Origin of the sequence: Thalassobellus citreus, assembly GCF_044385915.1 — a bacterium.
Taxonomy (GTDB): Bacteria; Bacteroidota; Bacteroidia; order Flavobacteriales; family Flavobacteriaceae; genus Thalassobellus; species Thalassobellus citreus.
In genome coordinates this window covers 47,343-65,867 of record NZ_JBISCC010000121.1, presented here as the reverse complement: position 1 = coordinate 65,867, position 18,525 = coordinate 47,343, and the positions used below count along the sequence as shown (strand labels likewise).

Below are 18,525 nucleotides of genomic sequence, written 5' to 3'. Positions count from 1 at the left end.
AAATATTTGTAATGTGATGTCTCCTTTCGTCGACATGACAAAGAACTTAAAACACCAATTCCATCTTAATATCACTTCGTTTATAAGGGCTATTAGGTTCTATGTCTATTTCATTAAAACCATATTTTTTATAAATGTGAATAGCATTATCTAATTTTGTACTAGAATAAATAACAAGTTTTGGCATGTTATTAGCTTTTGCAAAAGCTATACAATGTTGCATGAGTTGTTGTCCAATTTTAAATCCGCGGTGTTTGGGTGAAACAGCCATTTTTGTTAATTCAAAATCTTCCTCATTTTCCATAGGCATTAATGCAACCGTACCAACAATAGTATCATTTAGTTTAGCAAAAAAGATATGTCCGCCTTTGTTTATAATATAGGTTTCAGGGTTACTTAAAACCTCCTCATCATAAGGTTCTACATAAAAGAGAGATTGTAACCATTCTATATTTAATTTATAGAAATCTTTTGAGTATGCTTTTTCAAAAGGAATAATATTAATTGTCATACGCTTTAATAAAATCTGTAATTAAATATGTAATTAATTTTCCAACCTGAGCTTTTGTTTTCTTTGTTGGTGCAGCTTCACATATATGTAAATAACTCGCGTTTTTATGTTTTGCAAAATAATTTACAAAGCTTCGTGTTTTATTAACACTAAATCCGCTAGGTGTCATGGCACTACTAGGAATGTTTTCAATAGCATCACAATCTATTTCAATACCAAAAGGTTTTTCTTCTATATGATTTAAAGCACGTTCCATTTCTGCTTTAAATTTTAATTCTTTTCTAATTTCAATAGCTTCAAAAGTATTGTATTTAATAAACTTGAACTTTGTTAAAGATTGCAGTAATGTATCAGCAGTATAGTTTTCATGTAAACCAAACACAAAGTATTTTTCTAAAAAACCTTCCGCGTAAGCGCAGCTAAAACCATTACCACTGTGGCGCCCTTCTTCTGGTCTAAAATCGGAATGGGCATCAAAATTAACCACATTTATAGGTTTGCCTAAAGCTAATGATGTGCCTTTAATGTTTCCGTAAGCGTTGTTGTGACCACCACCAATAATAATAGGTTTTTTACCCGCTAAAACTATTTGATTAATGATATGAGACACATATGTATCTATTTCTGCTACTATTTTTCGGGCTTTTTCAATATCTTTTTTCTTAGAAGGATCTAAAATAGAAGTTTTAAATAATTCATTTGTAAAATCTAAGTGACCTAAAATGAGTACTTTGTTAGCCTTAGTAAATTGGTTGCTTTGAATATTCAATAAAACTTTAAGAGTTGCTTCCCACGCCTTTGAAGTTCCTGTATTTCCATAGTTTGCAAATACACCTACATCTTCAGGAAGACCAATTATTACATGTGTAACATCTAAATTATTAAGATTTTCGTATATATTTGAAATGCTGGTTAATATTTTAACATGTTCGCCAAATTTGGATTCACCAGAGCGTTTGTTTAATAGTTTATTTCGAGTGGTATTATTAAATAAAACAAGTTTATCCATAAGAGTATAATAAATTTTGAAGAATAAAAATACATCATTATTTATTTATAGCATTATAAAAAAACAAGTATTAAGAATTAAATAACGTTAGAATTAAAAACAAGTAATTATGGAAAACAACACAAGTAGTAAAGGACTTAAAATAGCTTTGGGAATAGCTTTAGTATTATTTTTAGGAACAGCATTTTATACAATGAATTTAGTAAATGAAAAAAATGAAAATGATGCTAGACTTACAAAGGAAAAACAATCTGTAATGAAAGATTTAACCGCTATGAATAAGCGATATACTGAAGCTATTAACGATAATACAGTTGCTAATGCTAGTTTAGTTGAAGCAAGAGACCGTATTCAAGGATTAATAGATTCTTTAAAAATAGCAGAAACTAATGTTAACAGTTTATTTAGATATAAAAAGAAATATCAATCATTACAAAAAGAAATGGATGTGTTATTAGCTCAAAATGATTCGTTAAGAGTTGAAAATTCATATTTAGCTACATCTTTGGATAGTACACGTGTTCGTTTAGAAGAGCGTAATATGTTTACAGATTCTTTATTGGTACAAAATACAGCTTTAGCTGAAGTTGTTGAAAATGCATCTTTATTAACAACTGTAGGTTTAAAAGGATTTGGAGTTATAGAAAGAACTTCAGGGAAATTAATTCCTACTGAAAGAGCTAGTCGTTCAGACAAAATTAGAGTTTGTTTTACTGTTGCTAAAAATGTTTTAGTGCAAGAAGGAGAACAAGAGTTATATGTACAAGTAATAGATCCTAAAAACAATACATTAGGATTAAACGAACAAGTTCAGTTTGAAGATAAAACATTAAACTATAGTATTATTAGTAAGTTTAATTATGAAAAATCAACTCTTAATATTTGTGAGTTTGTTGCTTCAAAAGGAAAGGATAAATTTGAAAAAGGACGCTACATAGTTAATGTTTTTAATGAAAAATATTTAGTTTCAACTTCTGAATTTACTTTGAAATAAAAAAACAACACTTAATTTAAGGTCTCAAGTTAATAGCTTGAGACTTTTTTTTGCTTAATAGTTAATCAAATTATACCGAAATAAAAAATTGGGTTTACTGAATTAAAGCAATAAATTTGAACGATGTTTTAGATTCAGCTTTTGATACTACAACAATTCATGCAACGAAAGCATTTAACCTATCTATAAGTAATAAGTAGAATGAATATAAATTTTGATTATTTAAATTCTATTTCAAAGATTTCTGAAGAAACTTTTGAAGAAATTAAAAGTATTTCTGAATTTAAAAGAATTCCTGCTGGAACTCAAATTGTTAAGTTAGATGAAATGACAACTAAAATTTACATGCTAGTTTCAGGAGTTATAAGATGTTATATATCTACAGAAGCAGGTAAAGAGTTTAATAAAAGCTTTTATTTGCCAACAAGTTTTGTTGGTTCTCTAACAGCTTTAAGAGAAAAAAAACCATCTAATTTTACTTTTGAAACACTTACAGATTGTAAGGTTTATGAAGTTGATTATTATGAGTTGTTAGACCTGTGTGAAAATAATATAGCTCTTAAGGATATGCATATCAATATATTAGGTATTCTGTTTGCTCAATATGAAAAACGTTTAGTAGAATTAATTTCAATGGATGCTACAAAGCGTTATTTAGAATTAAGAAAGCATTATCCTGACGTAGATAAGCTTATTTCTCAGTACCATATTGCTTCATACTTAGGAATTACAGCTGTTCAATTAAGCCGAATTAGAAAAAAAATAGGAGTCATTAACATTTGTTAATAGTTGATAACTAGTTAAATGATATATTTGATTTGATTTCCTTTTGTTTAAAATACAAAGGATTGATAGCTAACCAACCAAAAAAAACAGGTAAATTTATTTACCTGTTTTTTTATACACTATATTAAAGAGTAGTTATTTTAAACTACCTACCATATCTTCAGGTTTTACCCAAGCATCATAATCTTCAGGAGTAACGTAACCTAAACGTACAGCTTCTTCTTTTAGAGTCGTTCCATTTTTATGAGCGGTATTTGCTATTTCGGCAGCTTTATAATATCCAATCTTAGTATTTAAAGCCGTAACAAGCATTAGTGAGTTATTTAATAACTTCGTTATAACTTCTTGATTAGGTTCTATACCAATTGCACAATTTTCTTCAAAGCTAACACAAGCATTTCCAATTAATTCGGCAGATTGTAAAACGTTTGCAGCCATAACAGGTTTAAATACATTTAGCTCATAATGTCCTTGTAATCCACCAACTGAAACAGCAACATCATTACCTAAAACTTGAGCACAAACCATAGTTAAGGCTTCACATTGTGTTGGGTTTACTTTTCCTGGCATAATAGAACTACCTGGTTCGTTTGCAGGAATAATAATTTCACCAATACCACTTCTTGGTCCAGATGCCATCATTCTAATATCATTTGCTATTTTATTTAAAGAAACAGCTAGTTGTTTTAAAGCACCATGTGTTTCAACTAAGGCATCATGAGCAGCAAGAGCTTCAAATTTATTAGGAGCAGTAACAAATGGTAAACTTGTAAATTCAGCAATATATTCAGCAACACGTTTGCTATAGCCTTTAGGCGTATTTAAACCAGTACCAACAGCAGTTCCTCCTAAAGCTAATTCGCTTAAATGAGATAATGTGTTTTCTAAAGCTTTTAAACCGTGATCTAATTGCGCTACATAACCAGAAATTTCCTGACCAAGTGTTAAAGGCGTTGCATCCATTAAATGCGTACGTCCAATTTTTACAACATTTTTAAACTCTTCAGACTTTTTCTTTAGTGTATCACGTAATTGTTTTACACCAGGAATAGTTACTTCAACTATTTTTTTATAAGCAGCAATGTGCATTCCAGTAGGGAAGGTGTCATTCGATGATTGCGATTTATTAACATCATCATTTGGTTGAATAGCTTTTTCGCCTTCACCAATAACTTTTCCAGCTAATTGTTGCGCTCTGTTAGCTACAACTTCATTCACATTCATATTACTTTGTGTACCAGAACCTGTTTGCCAAATAACTAAAGGGAATTGGTCATCATGTTTTCCTTCAAGTATTTCATCACAAACGGCAGCTATTAAGTCGCGTTTTTCAATAGGTAAAACACCTAATTCACAATTTGTATATGCAGCTGCTTTTTTTAAATAAGCAAAACCATAAATTATTTCAAGAGGCATAGACGCCGAAGGGCCTATTTTAAAGTTGTTTCTAGAGCGTTCTGTTTGTGCTCCCCAAAGTTTATCGGCAGGTACTTTTACCTCGCCCATGGTATCTTTTTCTATTCTAAAACTCATCTTAATAATGATTAAATTTAAAGATGTAAAGTTAATTGTTTTATGCTTTCTATTGGTATGATATGTATCAGTTTTTATAAGTTTTTTTTAATAAATGAATATGGTTAAAAACTCTGTTAATAAAATTTAATTTGATATTGTATAACAAATACCTTTGCATTATATTTGCAGTAGATTTTAATAGACACTTATATTTATGTTTGATTTTGACCAATATTTAGGATTTTTAGCATTTTTAACCATATTAACAATAGGGTTTTGGTTAATGATATTTTTATTAACCTTTGCAATTCCTTATTGGATTGGAGGTTCTATAATTGAAAGGTTAAAAGAAATTAAAGAAGAAAAGAAAGCTAAGCGTCAAGCTTAAGATATATTTTTGATATATAAAAAAGGGAAACTATTTAGATAGTTTCCCTTTTTTAGTTTACATCTGTTTTTACTTAAACTATTGAAAATGAAACATAGAAAAGCACTTTTAGTAATTGATATGCAAAAGGGATCTTTTACATCTAAAACACCTCGATTTGATACTGATGGAGTCGTTAGTAGAATAAATGAGCTTGCTTCAATTTTTAGGAGACATAATTATCCTGTAATTTATATTCAGCATGATGGTAGTGGAACAGGGGAGTTTGAAAAGAATTCTTTAGAATGGGAGAATTTAGATGCCTTAATTATTGAACAAAATGATGTTTTAATTGATAAGTATGCTAATGACTCTTTTTATAATTCAAAGCTTCAAGATATATTAAGAGCATTGAGTGTAAATGAATTGATTATTACGGGGTGTGCTACCGATTTTTGTGTAGAATCAACTATTCAGTCTGCTTTAACAAAAAAATATAGCGTAACTGTTGTTGAGAATGGGCATACAACTGGCGAAAGGCCACACTTACCAGCTGTAAAAATTATTGAACATTACAATTGGGTTTGGAGAAACATGACACCTACACAAGGCAAAGTTGAAGTCAAGGGTTTTGATGAAATAAAGGCCACGTTATAGCACAATCAATTTAATTTTAAATATTACATTTCAACACCGCCTCCTTCAAAACCACCATTTCTTTCTTGTTTTTTCTTTTGATTAAAACGGTATGTAAATGATAAATTGTAAGTACGACCACCTCTAAATTGAATCTCTTGGTCGGTTGTAAAAGTTTCAGCAGTAATAAAATTTTTAAACTTTCGGCTATTAAATACATCTCTAATATTAAAAGCTATTGAAGCCTTCTCTTTAAACAAATCTTTGCTAAAGGCTACATTGGTAGAAAACCTTCCTTTTCTATTATTTTGTGCATCAGAGCTTGGTGCTCTATAATTCATATTAGTTTGCCAATCAATTTTATAAGGTAAAGTAAGTTTGTTTGTTAAGCGGGCTGTCCATGTCGTTACGTTAGAGCTTAAATCAATACCATTGTACGCGCCATCTCTTTTTAGTTTAAAAAGATTAAAATCGGTGTTAATTCTCCATTTTCTTGAAGGATTATAATTTAAATTAAATTCAAAACCATACCTATCATCAGTTGCTAAATTAAGAGGGCCTCTTTCTATAACAGGAAAATTTTCTCCATCAATTTCAACTATTTCTCCTGTTTCTCTACTAGCAAAAGTCATGACGTTAGTAGAATGAGATTGATATAAAGCTGTGCTTAATGTAAATTTTCCAAATCTATTTAAATACCCAAGTTCAAATTTACCCGTATAAGTAGGATCTAAGTCTGGATTTCCTTGAAACACATTAGTTAAACTAGATCTTGAAGGAAACGGATTTAACATAAAACCTCGAGGTCTTCGCAATCTTCTGCTATAACCAAGCATTATACTTTCTTCTTCAGTAATCTCATAATTTAGATTTATTGTTGGAAATAATCCTGTTATGTTTTTTTTGTTAAAATCACCACTTGTAGGCTGATCTAAAGTAGTTCTCGTGTTTTCCATTCGCAATCCTAATAAATACGAAAAATTATCTATTTTACTGCCATATTGTGCGTAAATAGCCGTTATATATTGTTTGAAGTTGAAGACATTTGTAAGATCATTATTAACTTCAAAATTGCCAGTATCTGTGTTGATTAATTCTACTCTATAATCGGTAGATCGGTTATCAAAATCACCACGATATCCTATTTCTATTTGACTTTGTTCTCCTATAGGTAATACATAATCAGATTGTAATAATATTTTAGATTGATCTTCAAAATTACTAGCGATTTCGGTATTGATACCATTTGTATTTATTAAAGATAAATCATTATCATTCGTGTTTTCATATTGAAAGTCGAAAGTTAATTTATGATCGGTCTGTTTGAAATTCTTAGTGAAATTTACTGAGTATTGAATGGTTTCACCATCTTCATTTTCTGGGTCTAATCTAATACTTTTACTAGTTGTATTATCAATTTTATTGGTGTAAACCAGGTTGTTTACAGAGTTACTTTTATTATCATTATTACTATAAACTAAAGCTGTTGTAAGTGAAGCAGAATCGTTAATATACCATTCTATACCAGAGTTAGTTGTTAATCCTTTTCTAATATCTGTCCAATTTCTTTTTTCATCTAAATCTGGCGTATTAATATCATTGTACATAACATTATTATACCAATGTCCTATAGATTCGTTGTATCTATACGATGTTGTATTGAAGATGTTAACATTACCAGTTCTGTAATTAATATTACCAGAAATACCCGCAGCATCTGGATGTCCTACGTTAGCAGTTATAGAGCCATTAAGCCCTAAAAGTTTACTTCTTCGTAAAATAATATTTAAAATACCAGCGGTTCCTTCGGCTTCATACCTAGCAGAAGGGGAGGTAATAACCTCAATCTTTTCAATGGCATCTGCAGGTAGTTGACGAAGAGCATCTGTGGAATTTAAACCAACTAAACCTGAAGGTTTTCCATTAATAAGAATACGTACATTATCGTTACCTCTTAAAGCCACATTACCCTCTGCATCTACTGAAACTGATGGTACATTATCTAAAACATCACTAACATTACCACCACTAACAGTTAAATCTTTACCAACATTATAGATTTTTTTATCGAGTTTAATTTCTACAGAGGTTTTTTCTGCGATAATTTCAACTTCACCTAAAGATTCTGTATCTAATTCTAATGAAAATGTTCCTAAGCTTAATGAACCTGCAATTTTTTTATTTGGAATTGTAAGTTTTTTAAATCCGATGTATTCTATTGAAACATCATAAATACCTTTTTCTATTGAAATATTAAAGTTTCCATTAGTATCTGTAATACCTCCAGTGATAATTTTGTTTTCTTTTTTACTAAAAAAAGCAACAGTAGCGTATTCTAAAGGTTGTTTTGTTTCTTTATCTATGACTCTTCCTGAAACTGTAACTTCTGCATCAATAGTTGTTTTAAAGTCAGGTTTAAAAGTGTTTTTTGAGTAGGCTTTACCATTTGATAATAGTGCAAAAAACAGTAAAGTACTTAAGATAAGTTTGGTCATGTTCGTTTTTAATCGATTAGACTACAAAAATACTTTAAGGTTTAGCGGGTAAAGGTTAAAGCTTTGTTAAATAAGAAAGAAGAGAAAGCTTAGATAATATCTAAAATTAACTCAGGAGGTCTACCAATAACAGCTTTATTTCCGTTTATTACTATAGGGCGCTCAATAAGTTTAGGATTGTTAACCATGGCTTCTATAATTTCAGAATCTGATAATGATTTTCCTTTAAAGTCACTTTTCCAAATAGCTTCATTTTTTCTTACTAAATCAATTGGGTTAATGTTTAAAAGAGTGATAATTTCTGTTAAAGCTTCTGCTGAAAGGTTGTCATCTAAATATTTAACAATCTCAAATGGTTTGTCCGATTTAGTTAGTATTTCTATGCCTTGTCTAGACTTAGAACAACGTGGATTATGATATATTTTTGTCATTATGTATGTATATTATAAGTTTTTAATGCTTTTTGAAGCTGTTCTGGGTTTTTAAAATGAATACCTTTAATTTTTAGGGCATTGGCAGCTTCAATGTTTCTTAAATTATCATCAATAAAAATAGCTTTTTCAGGATTTATATTGAATTTATTAAGTGTGATTTCATAAATTTCTTTGAAGGGTTTTCTTGTTTTTTCATCACCTGAAACCACAATACCGTCAAACCAAGTTAAAAACTCAAAATATTTTTTAGCAATAGGAAAGGTTTCGTTACTCCAATTTGTTAGTGCAACTACTTTGTAATTATTAGATTTTATTAGTGTGTCTAAAATTTTAACGGTTCCGCTAATATCTCCTCCAAGCATTTGTTCCCATTGTCCGTAATACATTTCAATGTACTTTTTGTATTCAGGAAATTGTTTAACTAAATCGGTTGTAGCTTGTTTTATAGGATAGCCTGCATCTTGATTTTCGTTCCAATTCATGGTACAAATAGTGTCTAAAAACCATTGCGTTTTTTCTCTATCTCCATTAAAGGCATTTAGAAAAACATATTCAGGATTCCAATCGATTAAAACACCTCCCAAATCAAAAATAATAGTGTCTATTTTACTCATAATGTATTTGGGTCTTCTTGTTTTTGTCCCATCATCATTAAGTACGCCTTTAAAAAGTCATCTATTTGTCCGTCCATAACTCCGTCAACATTACTGGTTTCATGAGCTGTTCTAACATCTTTCACTAATTTATAAGGTTGCATCACGTAGTTTCGTATTTGGCTTCCCCATTCAATTTTCATTTTACCAGCTTCAATATCTTCACGTTGTGCCAATTGTTTTTGAAGTTCTATTTCATACAATTGAGATTTAAGCATTTGCATAGCTCTAGATCTATTATCATGTTGTGAACGGGTTTCTGAACACTGAATTTGGATACCAGTAGGTTTATGAAGAAGTTGTACTTTGGTTTCAACTTTATTTACATTTTGTCCTCCTGCACCACTAGAACGTGCGGTTGTAATTTCAATGTCAGCAGGATTTATGTCTATTTCTATAGTATCATCAACTAACGGATACACATAAACCGAAGCAAAGCTAGTATGACGTTTTGCGTTACTATCAAAAGGCGAAATACGCACCAAACGATGCACACCATTTTCACCTTTTAACCAACCGAATGCAAAATCTCCTTCAATTTCTAAAGTCACTGTTTTTATACCAGCAACGTCGCCTTCTTGAAAGTTAAGTTCTTTAACTTTAAATCCGCTTTTTTCGGCATACATTAAATACATACGCATTAACATACTTGCCCAATCGCAACTTTCGGTACCACCAGCACCAGCTGTTATTTGTAACACAGCACTTAAACTATCACCTTCTTCAGAAAGCATGTTTTTAAACTCGATATCTTCAAGAAGGGTTGTAAGATTGTTGTAGTGTTCTTCAACTTCTTCAGCAGTATATTCACCTTCTTTATAAAATTCATAAAGAAGCTCTAATTCTTCTAATTGTGCTTTGGCTTTATTGTAATCTTCTACCCATTTTTTTTTAACCCGAAGCGATTTCATTATAATTTCTGCAGCTTTAGAGTCGTTCCAGAAATTAGGGTCGAAGGTTTGCTCTTCTTCGTTTTGTATTTCTATAAGTTTGGTGTCTACGTCAAAGGTAGTGCCTAATTGCGTTAAGGCGGGGATTAAGATCTTTAATTTGATCGGAAGTTATCATGAATAATATTTTTTAACAAAAATAGAGTTTAATATTTAATTGCTCAACAAAACTTATAAAGAGGTTACAATGTAGTTATTGGTAGTATTATAATTGTATTTTGAGGTTTTTTTTTTTTTTCTATAAAAAAAATCAATACTTTTTTGAAAAATTAAGCTTGATAACTGTAGTTTTTATAAATTTTAAATATGATAAATAAAAATGGTCATATATCTGTTCTTTTGCCAGAAGCGAGTATAACACATACTACTTCGCTTGTTAACTGTTTATCTGAGCAGAGAAATGTTGATATTTATGTTATTTCTAATATAAATTATGTTGGCTTCAGGTGTTCTACAAAAATTACAAATTTTGCTTATTATCCAGAAACGAATAGTGAAATTGATTGGTTGGGTAATATTGAAAAAGAATTAAAAAAACATTCAATTGATTTGGTTATTCCTATAGATACTTATGGTGTTAAAACACTTATAAAATATAGGAATAAGGTTTCTTTTTCAAATAAAATAGGTTTGTTGCCTAATATTGAAAGCTTTAATATAGCAGATAATAAAGCTTTATTAACTCACCATATGTTAGAGTATAGTATTCCTTTTCCTAAAACATATTATTATACAAAAGAAGAGTTGTTATTAAATGTTATTGAAGATTTTCCTGTTTTAATTAAGCCAATTCAAGATTGTGGTGGTGGAAGCGATATTATTAAGTTTAATGATTTTAAAGAGTTAAAACAATACTTGTTGAATAATGAATTGGATTTTAAATTCATTATTCAGGATTATATAAAAGGTTATGATATTGATTGTAGTGTTTTGTGTGAAAAAGGAGAAGTATTAGCATTTACAATTCAAAAAGGCTTTTTATCAGGAGAAAGAGAATTTTCTCCTCCAGATGGTGTAGAGTTTTTATATGTTGAAAAGTTATATGATGTTGTGAAAAAAATAATGAAAACACTTAATTGGTCTGGTGTAGCCCATATAGACATGCGGTTTGATGAAAAAGATGTTACATATAAAATTATTGAAATTAATCCTAGGTTTTGGGTTTCTTTAGATGCTTCTGTCGCTTCTGGAGTTAATTTTGCATATTTGTATACTTTAAAGAGTTTAAAATTAGATTTCCCTAGAGTATCATATAATCATATACGATATTTAAATTTATTTGGGCTAATGAATTCAATAAGGGGTAATAAATTATTTATATTTAATTTAAGATTTATTATGAAGTTTACTCCAATCAGGTTTTATATTAAAGACCCTATTCCTTTTCTTTATATTGTGTTTTATAAATTTAAAAGTCTATTTAGAGTTTGATTTGTTTTGTGCAACGCACAGTTTAAAATTATTAAAATGAAAAAAAAATCTATGCAATTATCTGTTCTAATTCCTGAAGCAGAGAGTAATTTTTTATCTTTTATAGTAAATTGTTTGTTTGAGAAAAAGGGAGTTGATATTTATATAATTTCGAATAGAGAAGATGTTAATATTAAACGTTCTAGAAAAATTAAGAATTACTCTTATTATCCAAAAGGATTAGATGAGTTAGAATTAATTTCTAGTATAAATAATGAACTCAAAAAGTTTAAAATTGACGTAATTATGCCAATAGATGAATTTGGTATTGAAGCATTAATAAAAAATAAAGATAAAATATTACATAAAGATAAATTATTTTTTTTACCCACGTTAGAAGCTTTTTATAATGCAAATGATAAGGGCTTATTGGCAAAACACTTATTAAAAAACGAATTACCTACTCCGAAAAGTTTTTTAATTAAATCAGGAGATTCTTTTCAGAACGATTCAGATGTTAAATTCCCTGTATTAGCAAAACCAACAATAGGTTCAGGAGGAGGAGATGGAATTAAAAAGTTTTTTAGTAATGAAGAGCTTAAATCTTTTTTTAATAATAATAATAATAATAATAATAATAATAATAAATTTAAATATGATTATTTAATTGAAGAGTATATTGATGGATTCGATTTAGGGTGCAATGTTTTGTGTAAGAATGGTAAACTACTTGCTTATACAATGCAAAAAGGAACATTGTGGTCAGATAAACCATTTTCACCACAAATAGGATTAGAGTTTTTTTATAATCAACAATTATATGATATCATAGAAAAACTAATGAAGTCCCTTATGTGGAATGGTGTAGCAAATATAGATATACGATTTGATAATAAAACTAAGCAATTTTTAGTTTTAGAAATTAATCCAAGATTTTGGGAAACTACTGAGGCTTCGGAAATTGCTGGGGTAAATTTCCCTTATTTATATTGTCTTTCAGCTATAAATGTTGATTTTGAAGTACTAAATTACAAACACACTAAGTTTTTAACTTTAACAGGAATAAAGCCAAAAATCAAACAAAATTTTTTGTTTATTTTTAATTTTAGTTTTTTATTAAAAAATACTCCTTTAAAATATTACAAGAAAAATCCTTTATCAATACTTTCTATTATTTACTCTAAGTTTAAAGGTGTATTAAATATTTAGATCAGTATAATCTAGTTTTAACATTTTGATAAGAAGTTATAGAAAAGAATAACATCCAATTTGTTATTCCAATAAATTTAAAACCATCTTCAATAAAATATTCTAATCCAATATTTTCAAATACTAAATCTGTAAAAACTGATAAACCTAGAAATCCAACAGCTAATGCTAAAAATATATAGAGGCTATCAAATATAATTTTGTGAAATTTAATTATACACAAAAGTAATAGCATGCCATATATTACATATGTTATTGGTTGAATAATTTTAAAACTTTCAAATGAATAAAAGATGTAATCATGAAACATAAAAAAATCATCAATTAATAGTATGCTAGTGAAAAATCCAGAACTTAGAAAAAAAAGAGCTTTTTTGTTGTTGTTTGTGGTAAATAGTAAAGCAGATGAAAAGTAACAAACAGAAGCAGTAAAGCACCACAAAAGAACTCCTAAATTTGATAAAAAACCAATAAAAGGATGAGCATTAAAAGTTAATGCTGGATCTCCAGTTAATTTTTCAAATGGTATATTGTATTTCTTATTTATATAAAAAACAATGAATAATAGGAATGCAACTAAAATATAGCTGGCAGCAACAAAATAACGAGTTTTACCTTTTTTAATTTTTTGTTTGATTTTAATTATTTCAGAACTAATAATATTCATTTTAATTATTTTAAATTTATATTACAAAAAAAAACACAAAAAACTAAATAAATTAGAGGAAATTTTGTTGGTATCGGTTAAATTACATTAATTAATATTTACTTGAAAAGTAAGAATACATGACTATAGACCTAAGAAGTGATACCGTAACAAAACCAACAAAACCTATGTTGGAAACGATGATGCAAGCCCAAGTGGGGGACGATGTATTTAGAGAAGACCATACAGTTAATGAGTTAGAAGCACGTGTTGCAAAAATGTTTAAAAAAGATCAAGCGTTGTTTTTTCCCAGTGGTACTATGGCGAATCAAACGGCTTTAAAGCTCCATACAAATCCTGGAGATCAGGTTATTTGCAATAAATATGCTCATATTTATAATTACGAATCTGGTGGAGCCTCTTTTAATAGTGGCGTTTCTTGTAAATTAATTGATGGTAATAAAGGCATGTTTGCAGCAAAACAAGTTGAAGAAGCTATAAATCCGGATGCTTATTATTACAGTAAAACAAGTCTAGTAGAAATTGAAAACACAACTAATAAAGGTGGTGGTGCTTGTTGGGATTTTAATGAAATAAAAAAGATTAGAAAAGTATGTGATGAAAACAATTTAGGGTTTCATTTAGATGGCGCTCGTTTATGGAATGCTTTAGTTGAAAAAAATGATACAACAGAGCAATATGGAGAAGTTTTCGACACGATTTCAGTATGTTTAAGTAAAGGGTTAGGTTGTCCAATAGGTTCTGTTTTAGTGGGGAATTCTGAAATTATGCAAAATGCTATCAGAATCCGAAAAATATTTGGTGGCAATATGAGGCAAGTAGGATATTTAGCTGCTGCCGGACTTTATGCTTTAGATAATAATATTGAAAGATTAAAAGAAGACCATCAAAGGGCCAAAGAAATAGGCGAGGAGTTAAGTAAATTAACAATGGTGAAAACCGTTGAACCTATTGAAACAAATATTGTGATTTTTGAATTGAATGATGATATTGAAGAAAAATATTTTATTAAAAAACTAGCCGATAAAAACATTCATATTATAGGCATGGGAGGCGGTAAATTGCGCATGGTAACACATTTAGATTACACAAATGTGATGCATAATCAATTGTTAAAGACGCTTCAATATTTATAATCCCAAATAAGTTTTATTTAAATAAATCCATTCCAGGAATATTTGGCATACCATCTTTAGCAGCCGCAGCAAGTTCTGCTTCATTTATTTTGGTTGCTTTTTCAATGGCTTTATTCATTGTTAAAATAAGATAATCTTCAAGCTGTTCTTTGTCTTCTAGTAATTCATCATCAATCTCAATAGACTTAATAGTTCTATTAGCTGTAAGTGTAATTTTAAGTTTATTATCATTACTAGCTTCATCAATTAAAACAGTATCTAATCGTTTCTTTGTATCTTCAACTTTCTTTTGGGCTTCTTTTAGTTTGCCCATCATACCCATCATATCTCCAAACATATATTTTAGTTTTTAATTAATATCTGCAAATTTATTGTAAATAATACGAAAAATGAAAAACCTTACCATTGTTTTGTTGCTAAGTTCTATTTTTGCCGTTTCCTGTAAAAAAGAAATCAAAATGAATAGTGATATAACTACTATAAAAATTCCTGTAGCTAAAAAAATAGCTAAAAAATTAGAAAAACATAAAGATATAAGGATTGACAATTATTATTGGTTGAATGATAGAGAGAACCCTGAAGTTATTGAGTATTTAAATGCAGAGAATGATTACACCAAAGATGTAATGAAGCATACAGAGTCTTTTCAAAAGGATTTATTTGAAGAGATGAAAGGCAGAATTAAGGAAGATGATAGCTCCGTTCCTTATAAATTAAACGGTTATTGGTATTTAACGCGTTATGAAAAAGGAAAAGATTATCCTGTTTATATTCGTAAGAAAGAAACATTAGACGCTCCTGAAGAAATTCTGTTTGATTGTAATGCCATGGCTAAAGATCATGCTTATTTTAATTTAGGTGGTATTTCTATTAGTCCAGATAATAAATTAGCAGCATTTTCTGTAGATGTTGTTAGTAGAAGACAATATACGCTTCAAGTAAAAAACTTAATTACAGGTGAGGTTTATGAAGATAAAGTTTTAAACACAACAGGCAGTGCTACTTGGGCAAACGATAATAAAACGTTGTTTTATGCAATGAAAGATGAAGTAACTTTGCGTTCTCATAAAATTTTTAAGCATAAGTTACATACTTCTTCTAAAGAAGATATTGAAGTTTATTATGAATCAGATGAAACCTTTAACACCTTTGTTTATAAAACAAAATCTAAGAAATATATAGTTATTGGGTCATCAAGTACATTGTCTTCAGAATATCAAATTTTAAATGCAGATACGCCTGATGATAAGTTTAAGCTGTTTCAGGAAAGAACAAAAGACTTAGAATATAATATTGCTCATTATAATGATAGCTTTTATATTATTACTAATAAAGATGGTGCCACTAATTTTAAGTTGTTAAAAACAAAAGAAGATGCAACAGAAAAAAAACATTGGCAAGAAGTGCTTCCGCACAGAAAAGACGTTTTATTAGAAGATATTGAAATTTTTAAAGACTATTTAGTTGTTAATGAACGTGAAAACGGACTTAATAAATTGCGCATTATAAGTTGGAATGGTAACGAAGATTACTATTTACCTTTTAATTCTGAAACCTATACGGCGTACTTGGGTAATAATCCAGATTTTAATAGCGAAGTATTACGTTACGGATTTAACTCGTTAACATCACCAAGTTCTGTTATAGATTATAATTTCAAGACAAAAGCACGAGAAAAAAAGAAAGAACAAGAAGTATTAGGCGGTACGTTTAATAAAGAAAATTACGAATCTAAACGTGTTTGGGCAACAGCTAGAGACGGTGTAAAAGTGCCAATATCTTTGGTTTATAAAAAAGGGATTAAGTTAGATGGTACAAATCCATTGTTACAATATGCTTATGGTTCTTATGGTTCTACAATAGATCCATCTTTTTCAACAGTACGTTTAAGCTTGTTAGACCGAGGTTTTATATATGCTATTGCGCATATTAGAGGCGGAGAATACTTAGGTAGAGACTGGTATGAAAACGGAAAATTATTAACAAAAATAAATACGTTTACCGATTTTATAGATTGTTCAAAATTTTTAATAGAGCAAAACTACACTTCAAATAAACATTTATATGCTTACGGAGGATCGGCAGGCGGTTTACTTATGGGAGCAATTATTAATATGAACGCTGAATTATATAATGGGGTTTTAGCAGCAGTTCCATTTGTCGATGTAGTTACAACCATGCTTGATGATACCATTCCGTTAACAACGGGCGAGTATGATGAATGGGGAAATCCTAATGAAATAACATATTATAATTATATGAAGTCGTATTCTCCATATGATAATATTGAGGCAAGATTATACCCAAATATGTTGGTAACAACAGGTTTGCATGATTCACAAGTACAATACTGGGAACCAGCCAAATGGGTAGCTAAGCTTCGCGAATTAAAAACTGATAAAAATAAATTACTACTTCATATTGATATGGATTCAGGTCATGGCGGGGCTTCAGGACGTTTTGAAAGCCTTAAAGAAGTAGCCTTAGAATATGCTTTTTTATTAGATTTAGAAGGAATTCATAGGTAATAAAAAAAAAAGTTTTATTTTTGTCAGGTTTTAGGTTACAAATAATTTTAGTAATATTACTGTAGCTTATAAAAAGCAATTTATGGCAGATAATCCAAAAGTAGTAAATAGCGTATTAGATCTTATTGGTAATACACCACTTATTAGGTTAAATACAATAACTAAAGATTTTAAAGGGAATTACTTTAGTAAAGTAGAAGGCTTTAATCCAGGACATTCTTGTAAAGACAGAATAGCACTTTATATTATAGAACAAGCTGAAGAGCAAGGTATTTTAAAACCAGGAGATACAATTATAGAAACAACCTCAGGTAATACAGGTTTTAGTTTAGCTATGGTAAGTATCATTAAAGGCTATGATTGTATTTTAGCTGTAAGTTCTAAATCGTCTCCAGATAAAATAGACATGCTTAAAACAATGGGGGCAAAAGTTTATGTTTGTCCTGCTCATGTTAGTGCAGATGATCCTAGATCATACTATGAAGTTGCAAAAAGATTACATAGTGAAATGAAAGGTTCTATATATATAAATCAATATTTTAATCAATTAAATGTTGATGCTTATTATAGATCTACTGGTCCGGAAATATGGAAACAAACAGAAGGTAAAATAACGCACCTTGTTGCATGTAGTGGTACAGGGGGAACTATTTCTGGGATAGCTAAATATTTAAAAGAGCAAAATCCAAATATTAAGGTTATTGGAGTAGATGCTTATGGTTCGGTACTTAAGAAATACCATGAAACAAGAGAGTTTGATAAAAAAGAAATTTACCCATATAGAATTGAAGGTTTAGGGAAAAACTTAATTCCTACAGCAACTAATTTCGATGTTATTGATGAGTTTATTAAGGTAACTGATGAAGAAAGTGCTCATACAGCAAGAGAATTAGCTAGAACAGAAGGTCTTTTTATGGGATATACATCTGGTGCAGCAATGCAAGCTATAAAACAATTAAATGAGCAAGGAGAGTTTGGTGAGGATGATAATATTGTTGTTATATTCCCAGATCACGGTTCTCGTTACATGAGTAAGGTTTATAGTGATAAATGGATGACAGAGCAAGGCTTTTTTGATAGTAAAAATGAAGTATCAGAAAGTATACAATACGTAAAATAATACCTGTAAGTACTAGGTTCTCAATATGATAAAAAAAGAGGTGATGTTAAAATATTATCTCTTTTTTTATTTTATCAATAATTGAAGGCTAAAAATTATGTACAA

The 18,525-nt window shown here is 29.4% G+C and carries 18 protein-coding genes; 9 read left to right on the top strand and 9 right to left on the bottom strand.

The window, feature by feature from the left end; genetic code table 11:
* Positions 1-46: 46 nt before the first annotated feature.
* Positions 47-511, bottom strand: coding sequence for a GNAT family N-acetyltransferase (locus ACH5TX_RS06435; protein ID WP_439338709.1), 465 nt, complete (start codon positions 509-511; stop codon positions 47-49).
* The gene (locus ACH5TX_RS06430; protein WP_439338708.1) at positions 501-1,520 is read right to left on the bottom strand and encodes a formimidoylglutamase; all 1,020 of its coding nucleotides are present in this window, start codon (positions 1,518-1,520) and stop codon (positions 501-503) included. The genes ACH5TX_RS06435 and ACH5TX_RS06430 overlap by 11 nt, the downstream gene beginning before the upstream one ends.
* Positions 1,521-1,629: 109 nt before the next feature.
* Between ACH5TX_RS06430 and ACH5TX_RS06425 the strand changes: the two genes are divergently transcribed.
* The gene (locus ACH5TX_RS06425) at positions 1,630-2,514 is read left to right on the top strand and encodes a DUF8428 domain-containing protein (RefSeq protein ID WP_439338707.1); all 885 of its coding nucleotides are present in this window, start codon (positions 1,630-1,632) and stop codon (positions 2,512-2,514) included.
* Positions 2,515-2,715: 201 nt separating this feature from the next.
* A complete protein-coding gene (locus tag ACH5TX_RS06420; protein ID WP_439338706.1) occupies positions 2,716-3,300 on the top strand; it encodes a Crp/Fnr family transcriptional regulator in 585 nt (194 codons plus the stop codon).
* A 135-nt stretch (positions 3,301-3,435) separates the two neighbouring features.
* On the opposite strand, the gene fumC is transcribed toward ACH5TX_RS06420, so the two are convergent.
* Positions 3,436-4,833, bottom strand: coding sequence for a class II fumarate hydratase (fumC, locus tag ACH5TX_RS06415; RefSeq protein WP_439338705.1), 1,398 nt, complete (start codon positions 4,831-4,833; stop codon positions 3,436-3,438).
* 196 nt (positions 4,834-5,029) lie between these two features.
* Between fumC and ACH5TX_RS06410 the strand changes: the two genes are divergently transcribed.
* The gene (locus ACH5TX_RS06410; RefSeq protein ID WP_439338704.1) at positions 5,030-5,203 is read left to right on the top strand and encodes a hypothetical protein; all 174 of its coding nucleotides are present in this window, start codon (positions 5,030-5,032) and stop codon (positions 5,201-5,203) included.
* 87 nt (positions 5,204-5,290) lie between these two features.
* Complete coding sequence (locus ACH5TX_RS06405; protein WP_439338703.1) at positions 5,291-5,839, top strand: isochorismatase family protein; 549 nt, start codon at positions 5,291-5,293, stop codon at positions 5,837-5,839.
* A gap of 23 nt (positions 5,840-5,862) precedes the next feature.
* Here the strand turns inward: ACH5TX_RS06405 and ACH5TX_RS06400 are convergent, their stop codons facing one another.
* From ACH5TX_RS06400 to prfB, 4 genes are all read right to left on the bottom strand, one after another.
* Positions 5,863-8,313, bottom strand: coding sequence for a TonB-dependent receptor (locus ACH5TX_RS06400; RefSeq protein ID WP_439338702.1), 2,451 nt, complete (start codon positions 8,311-8,313; stop codon positions 5,863-5,865).
* 89 nt (positions 8,314-8,402) lie between these two features.
* Positions 8,403-8,744 (bottom strand): arsenate reductase (glutaredoxin), encoded by a 342-nt coding sequence (gene arsC / locus ACH5TX_RS06395; protein ID WP_439338701.1) that lies wholly within the window; start codon positions 8,742-8,744, stop codon positions 8,403-8,405.
* Complete coding sequence (locus ACH5TX_RS06390) at positions 8,744-9,361, bottom strand: HAD family hydrolase (protein WP_439338700.1); 618 nt, start codon at positions 9,359-9,361, stop codon at positions 8,744-8,746. The genes arsC and ACH5TX_RS06390 overlap by 1 nt, the downstream gene beginning before the upstream one ends.
* Positions 9,358-10,468, bottom strand: a protein-coding gene (gene prfB, locus ACH5TX_RS06385) for a peptide chain release factor 2 (RefSeq protein ID WP_439338699.1) whose coding sequence is annotated in 2 segments (ribosomal slippage) — positions 9,358-10,404 and positions 10,406-10,468 — 1,110 coding nt in all. Because the reading frame shifts where the segments join, the coding sequence is not laid out codon by codon here. The genes ACH5TX_RS06390 and prfB overlap by 4 nt, the downstream gene beginning before the upstream one ends.
* 188 nt (positions 10,469-10,656) lie before the next feature.
* On the opposite strand from prfB, the gene ACH5TX_RS06380 reads away from it, so the two are divergent.
* Both ACH5TX_RS06380 and ACH5TX_RS06375 read left to right on the top strand, forming a co-directional pair.
* A complete protein-coding gene (locus ACH5TX_RS06380; RefSeq protein ID WP_439338698.1) occupies positions 10,657-11,781 on the top strand; it encodes an ATP-grasp domain-containing protein in 1,125 nt (374 codons plus the stop codon).
* A gap of 36 nt (positions 11,782-11,817) precedes the next feature.
* Positions 11,818-12,969, top strand: coding sequence for an ATP-grasp domain-containing protein (locus ACH5TX_RS06375; RefSeq protein WP_439338697.1), 1,152 nt, complete (start codon positions 11,818-11,820; stop codon positions 12,967-12,969).
* A 1-nt stretch (position 12,970) separates the two neighbouring features.
* Here ACH5TX_RS06375 and ACH5TX_RS06370 read toward each other — a convergent pair whose 3' ends face one another.
* Positions 12,971-13,636, bottom strand: coding sequence for a DUF8692 domain-containing protein (locus ACH5TX_RS06370; RefSeq protein WP_439338696.1), 666 nt, complete (start codon positions 13,634-13,636; stop codon positions 12,971-12,973).
* Between the two features lie 119 nt (positions 13,637-13,755).
* Between ACH5TX_RS06370 and ACH5TX_RS06365 the strand changes: the two genes are divergently transcribed.
* Entirely contained in the window at positions 13,756-14,772 is a 1,017-nt protein-coding gene (locus ACH5TX_RS06365) for a threonine aldolase family protein (RefSeq protein ID WP_439338695.1), read from the top strand.
* A 13-nt stretch (positions 14,773-14,785) separates the two neighbouring features.
* Here the strand turns inward: ACH5TX_RS06365 and ACH5TX_RS06360 are convergent, their stop codons facing one another.
* Positions 14,786-15,109, bottom strand: coding sequence for a YbaB/EbfC family nucleoid-associated protein (locus ACH5TX_RS06360; RefSeq protein WP_439338694.1), 324 nt, complete (start codon positions 15,107-15,109; stop codon positions 14,786-14,788).
* A 52-nt stretch (positions 15,110-15,161) separates the two neighbouring features.
* Here ACH5TX_RS06360 and ACH5TX_RS06355 point away from each other — a divergent pair, with 52 nt between their 5' ends.
* Both ACH5TX_RS06355 and capA read left to right on the top strand, forming a co-directional pair.
* Positions 15,162-17,300: a S9 family peptidase gene (locus ACH5TX_RS06355; RefSeq protein ID WP_439338693.1), complete on the top strand. Its 2,139-nt coding sequence runs from the start codon at positions 15,162-15,164 to the stop codon at positions 17,298-17,300.
* Positions 17,301-17,382: 82 nt separating this feature from the next.
* Positions 17,383-18,420, top strand: coding sequence for a cysteate synthase (gene capA, locus ACH5TX_RS06350; protein WP_439338692.1), 1,038 nt, complete (start codon positions 17,383-17,385; stop codon positions 18,418-18,420).
* The last annotated feature ends 105 nt before the right edge of the window (positions 18,421-18,525 follow it).

Bases quoted from the DNA above. Each gene is read 5' to 3' on its own strand.
- ACH5TX_RS06435 (WP_439338709.1), bottom strand. From the start codon at position 511: ATGACAATTAATATTATTCCTTTTGAAAAAGCATACTCAAAAGATTTC.
- ACH5TX_RS06430 (WP_439338708.1), bottom strand. From the start codon at position 1,520: ATGGATAAACTTGTTTTATTTAATAATACCACTCGAAATAAACTATTA.
- ACH5TX_RS06425 (WP_439338707.1), top strand. From the start codon at position 1,630: ATGGAAAACAACACAAGTAGTAAAGGACTTAAAATAGCTTTGGGAATA.
- ACH5TX_RS06420 (WP_439338706.1), top strand. From the start codon at position 2,716: ATGAATATAAATTTTGATTATTTAAATTCTATTTCAAAGATTTCTGAA.
- fumC (WP_439338705.1), bottom strand. From the start codon at position 4,833: ATGAGTTTTAGAATAGAAAAAGATACCATGGGCGAGGTAAAAGTACCT.
- ACH5TX_RS06410 (WP_439338704.1), top strand. From the start codon at position 5,030: ATGTTTGATTTTGACCAATATTTAGGATTTTTAGCATTTTTAACCATA.
- ACH5TX_RS06405 (WP_439338703.1), top strand. From the start codon at position 5,291: ATGAAACATAGAAAAGCACTTTTAGTAATTGATATGCAAAAGGGATCT.
- ACH5TX_RS06400 (WP_439338702.1), bottom strand. From the start codon at position 8,313: ATGACCAAACTTATCTTAAGTACTTTACTGTTTTTTGCACTATTATCA.
- arsC (WP_439338701.1), bottom strand. From the start codon at position 8,744: ATGACAAAAATATATCATAATCCACGTTGTTCTAAGTCTAGACAAGGC.
- ACH5TX_RS06390 (WP_439338700.1), bottom strand. From the start codon at position 9,361: ATGAGTAAAATAGACACTATTATTTTTGATTTGGGAGGTGTTTTAATC.
- ACH5TX_RS06380 (WP_439338698.1), top strand. From the start codon at position 10,657: ATGATAAATAAAAATGGTCATATATCTGTTCTTTTGCCAGAAGCGAGT.
- ACH5TX_RS06375 (WP_439338697.1), top strand. From the start codon at position 11,818: ATGAAAAAAAAATCTATGCAATTATCTGTTCTAATTCCTGAAGCAGAG.
- ACH5TX_RS06370 (WP_439338696.1), bottom strand. From the start codon at position 13,636: ATGAATATTATTAGTTCTGAAATAATTAAAATCAAACAAAAAATTAAA.
- ACH5TX_RS06365 (WP_439338695.1), top strand. From the start codon at position 13,756: ATGACTATAGACCTAAGAAGTGATACCGTAACAAAACCAACAAAACCT.
- ACH5TX_RS06360 (WP_439338694.1), bottom strand. From the start codon at position 15,109: ATGTTTGGAGATATGATGGGTATGATGGGCAAACTAAAAGAAGCCCAA.
- ACH5TX_RS06355 (WP_439338693.1), top strand. From the start codon at position 15,162: ATGAAAAACCTTACCATTGTTTTGTTGCTAAGTTCTATTTTTGCCGTT.
- capA (WP_439338692.1), top strand. From the start codon at position 17,383: ATGGCAGATAATCCAAAAGTAGTAAATAGCGTATTAGATCTTATTGGT.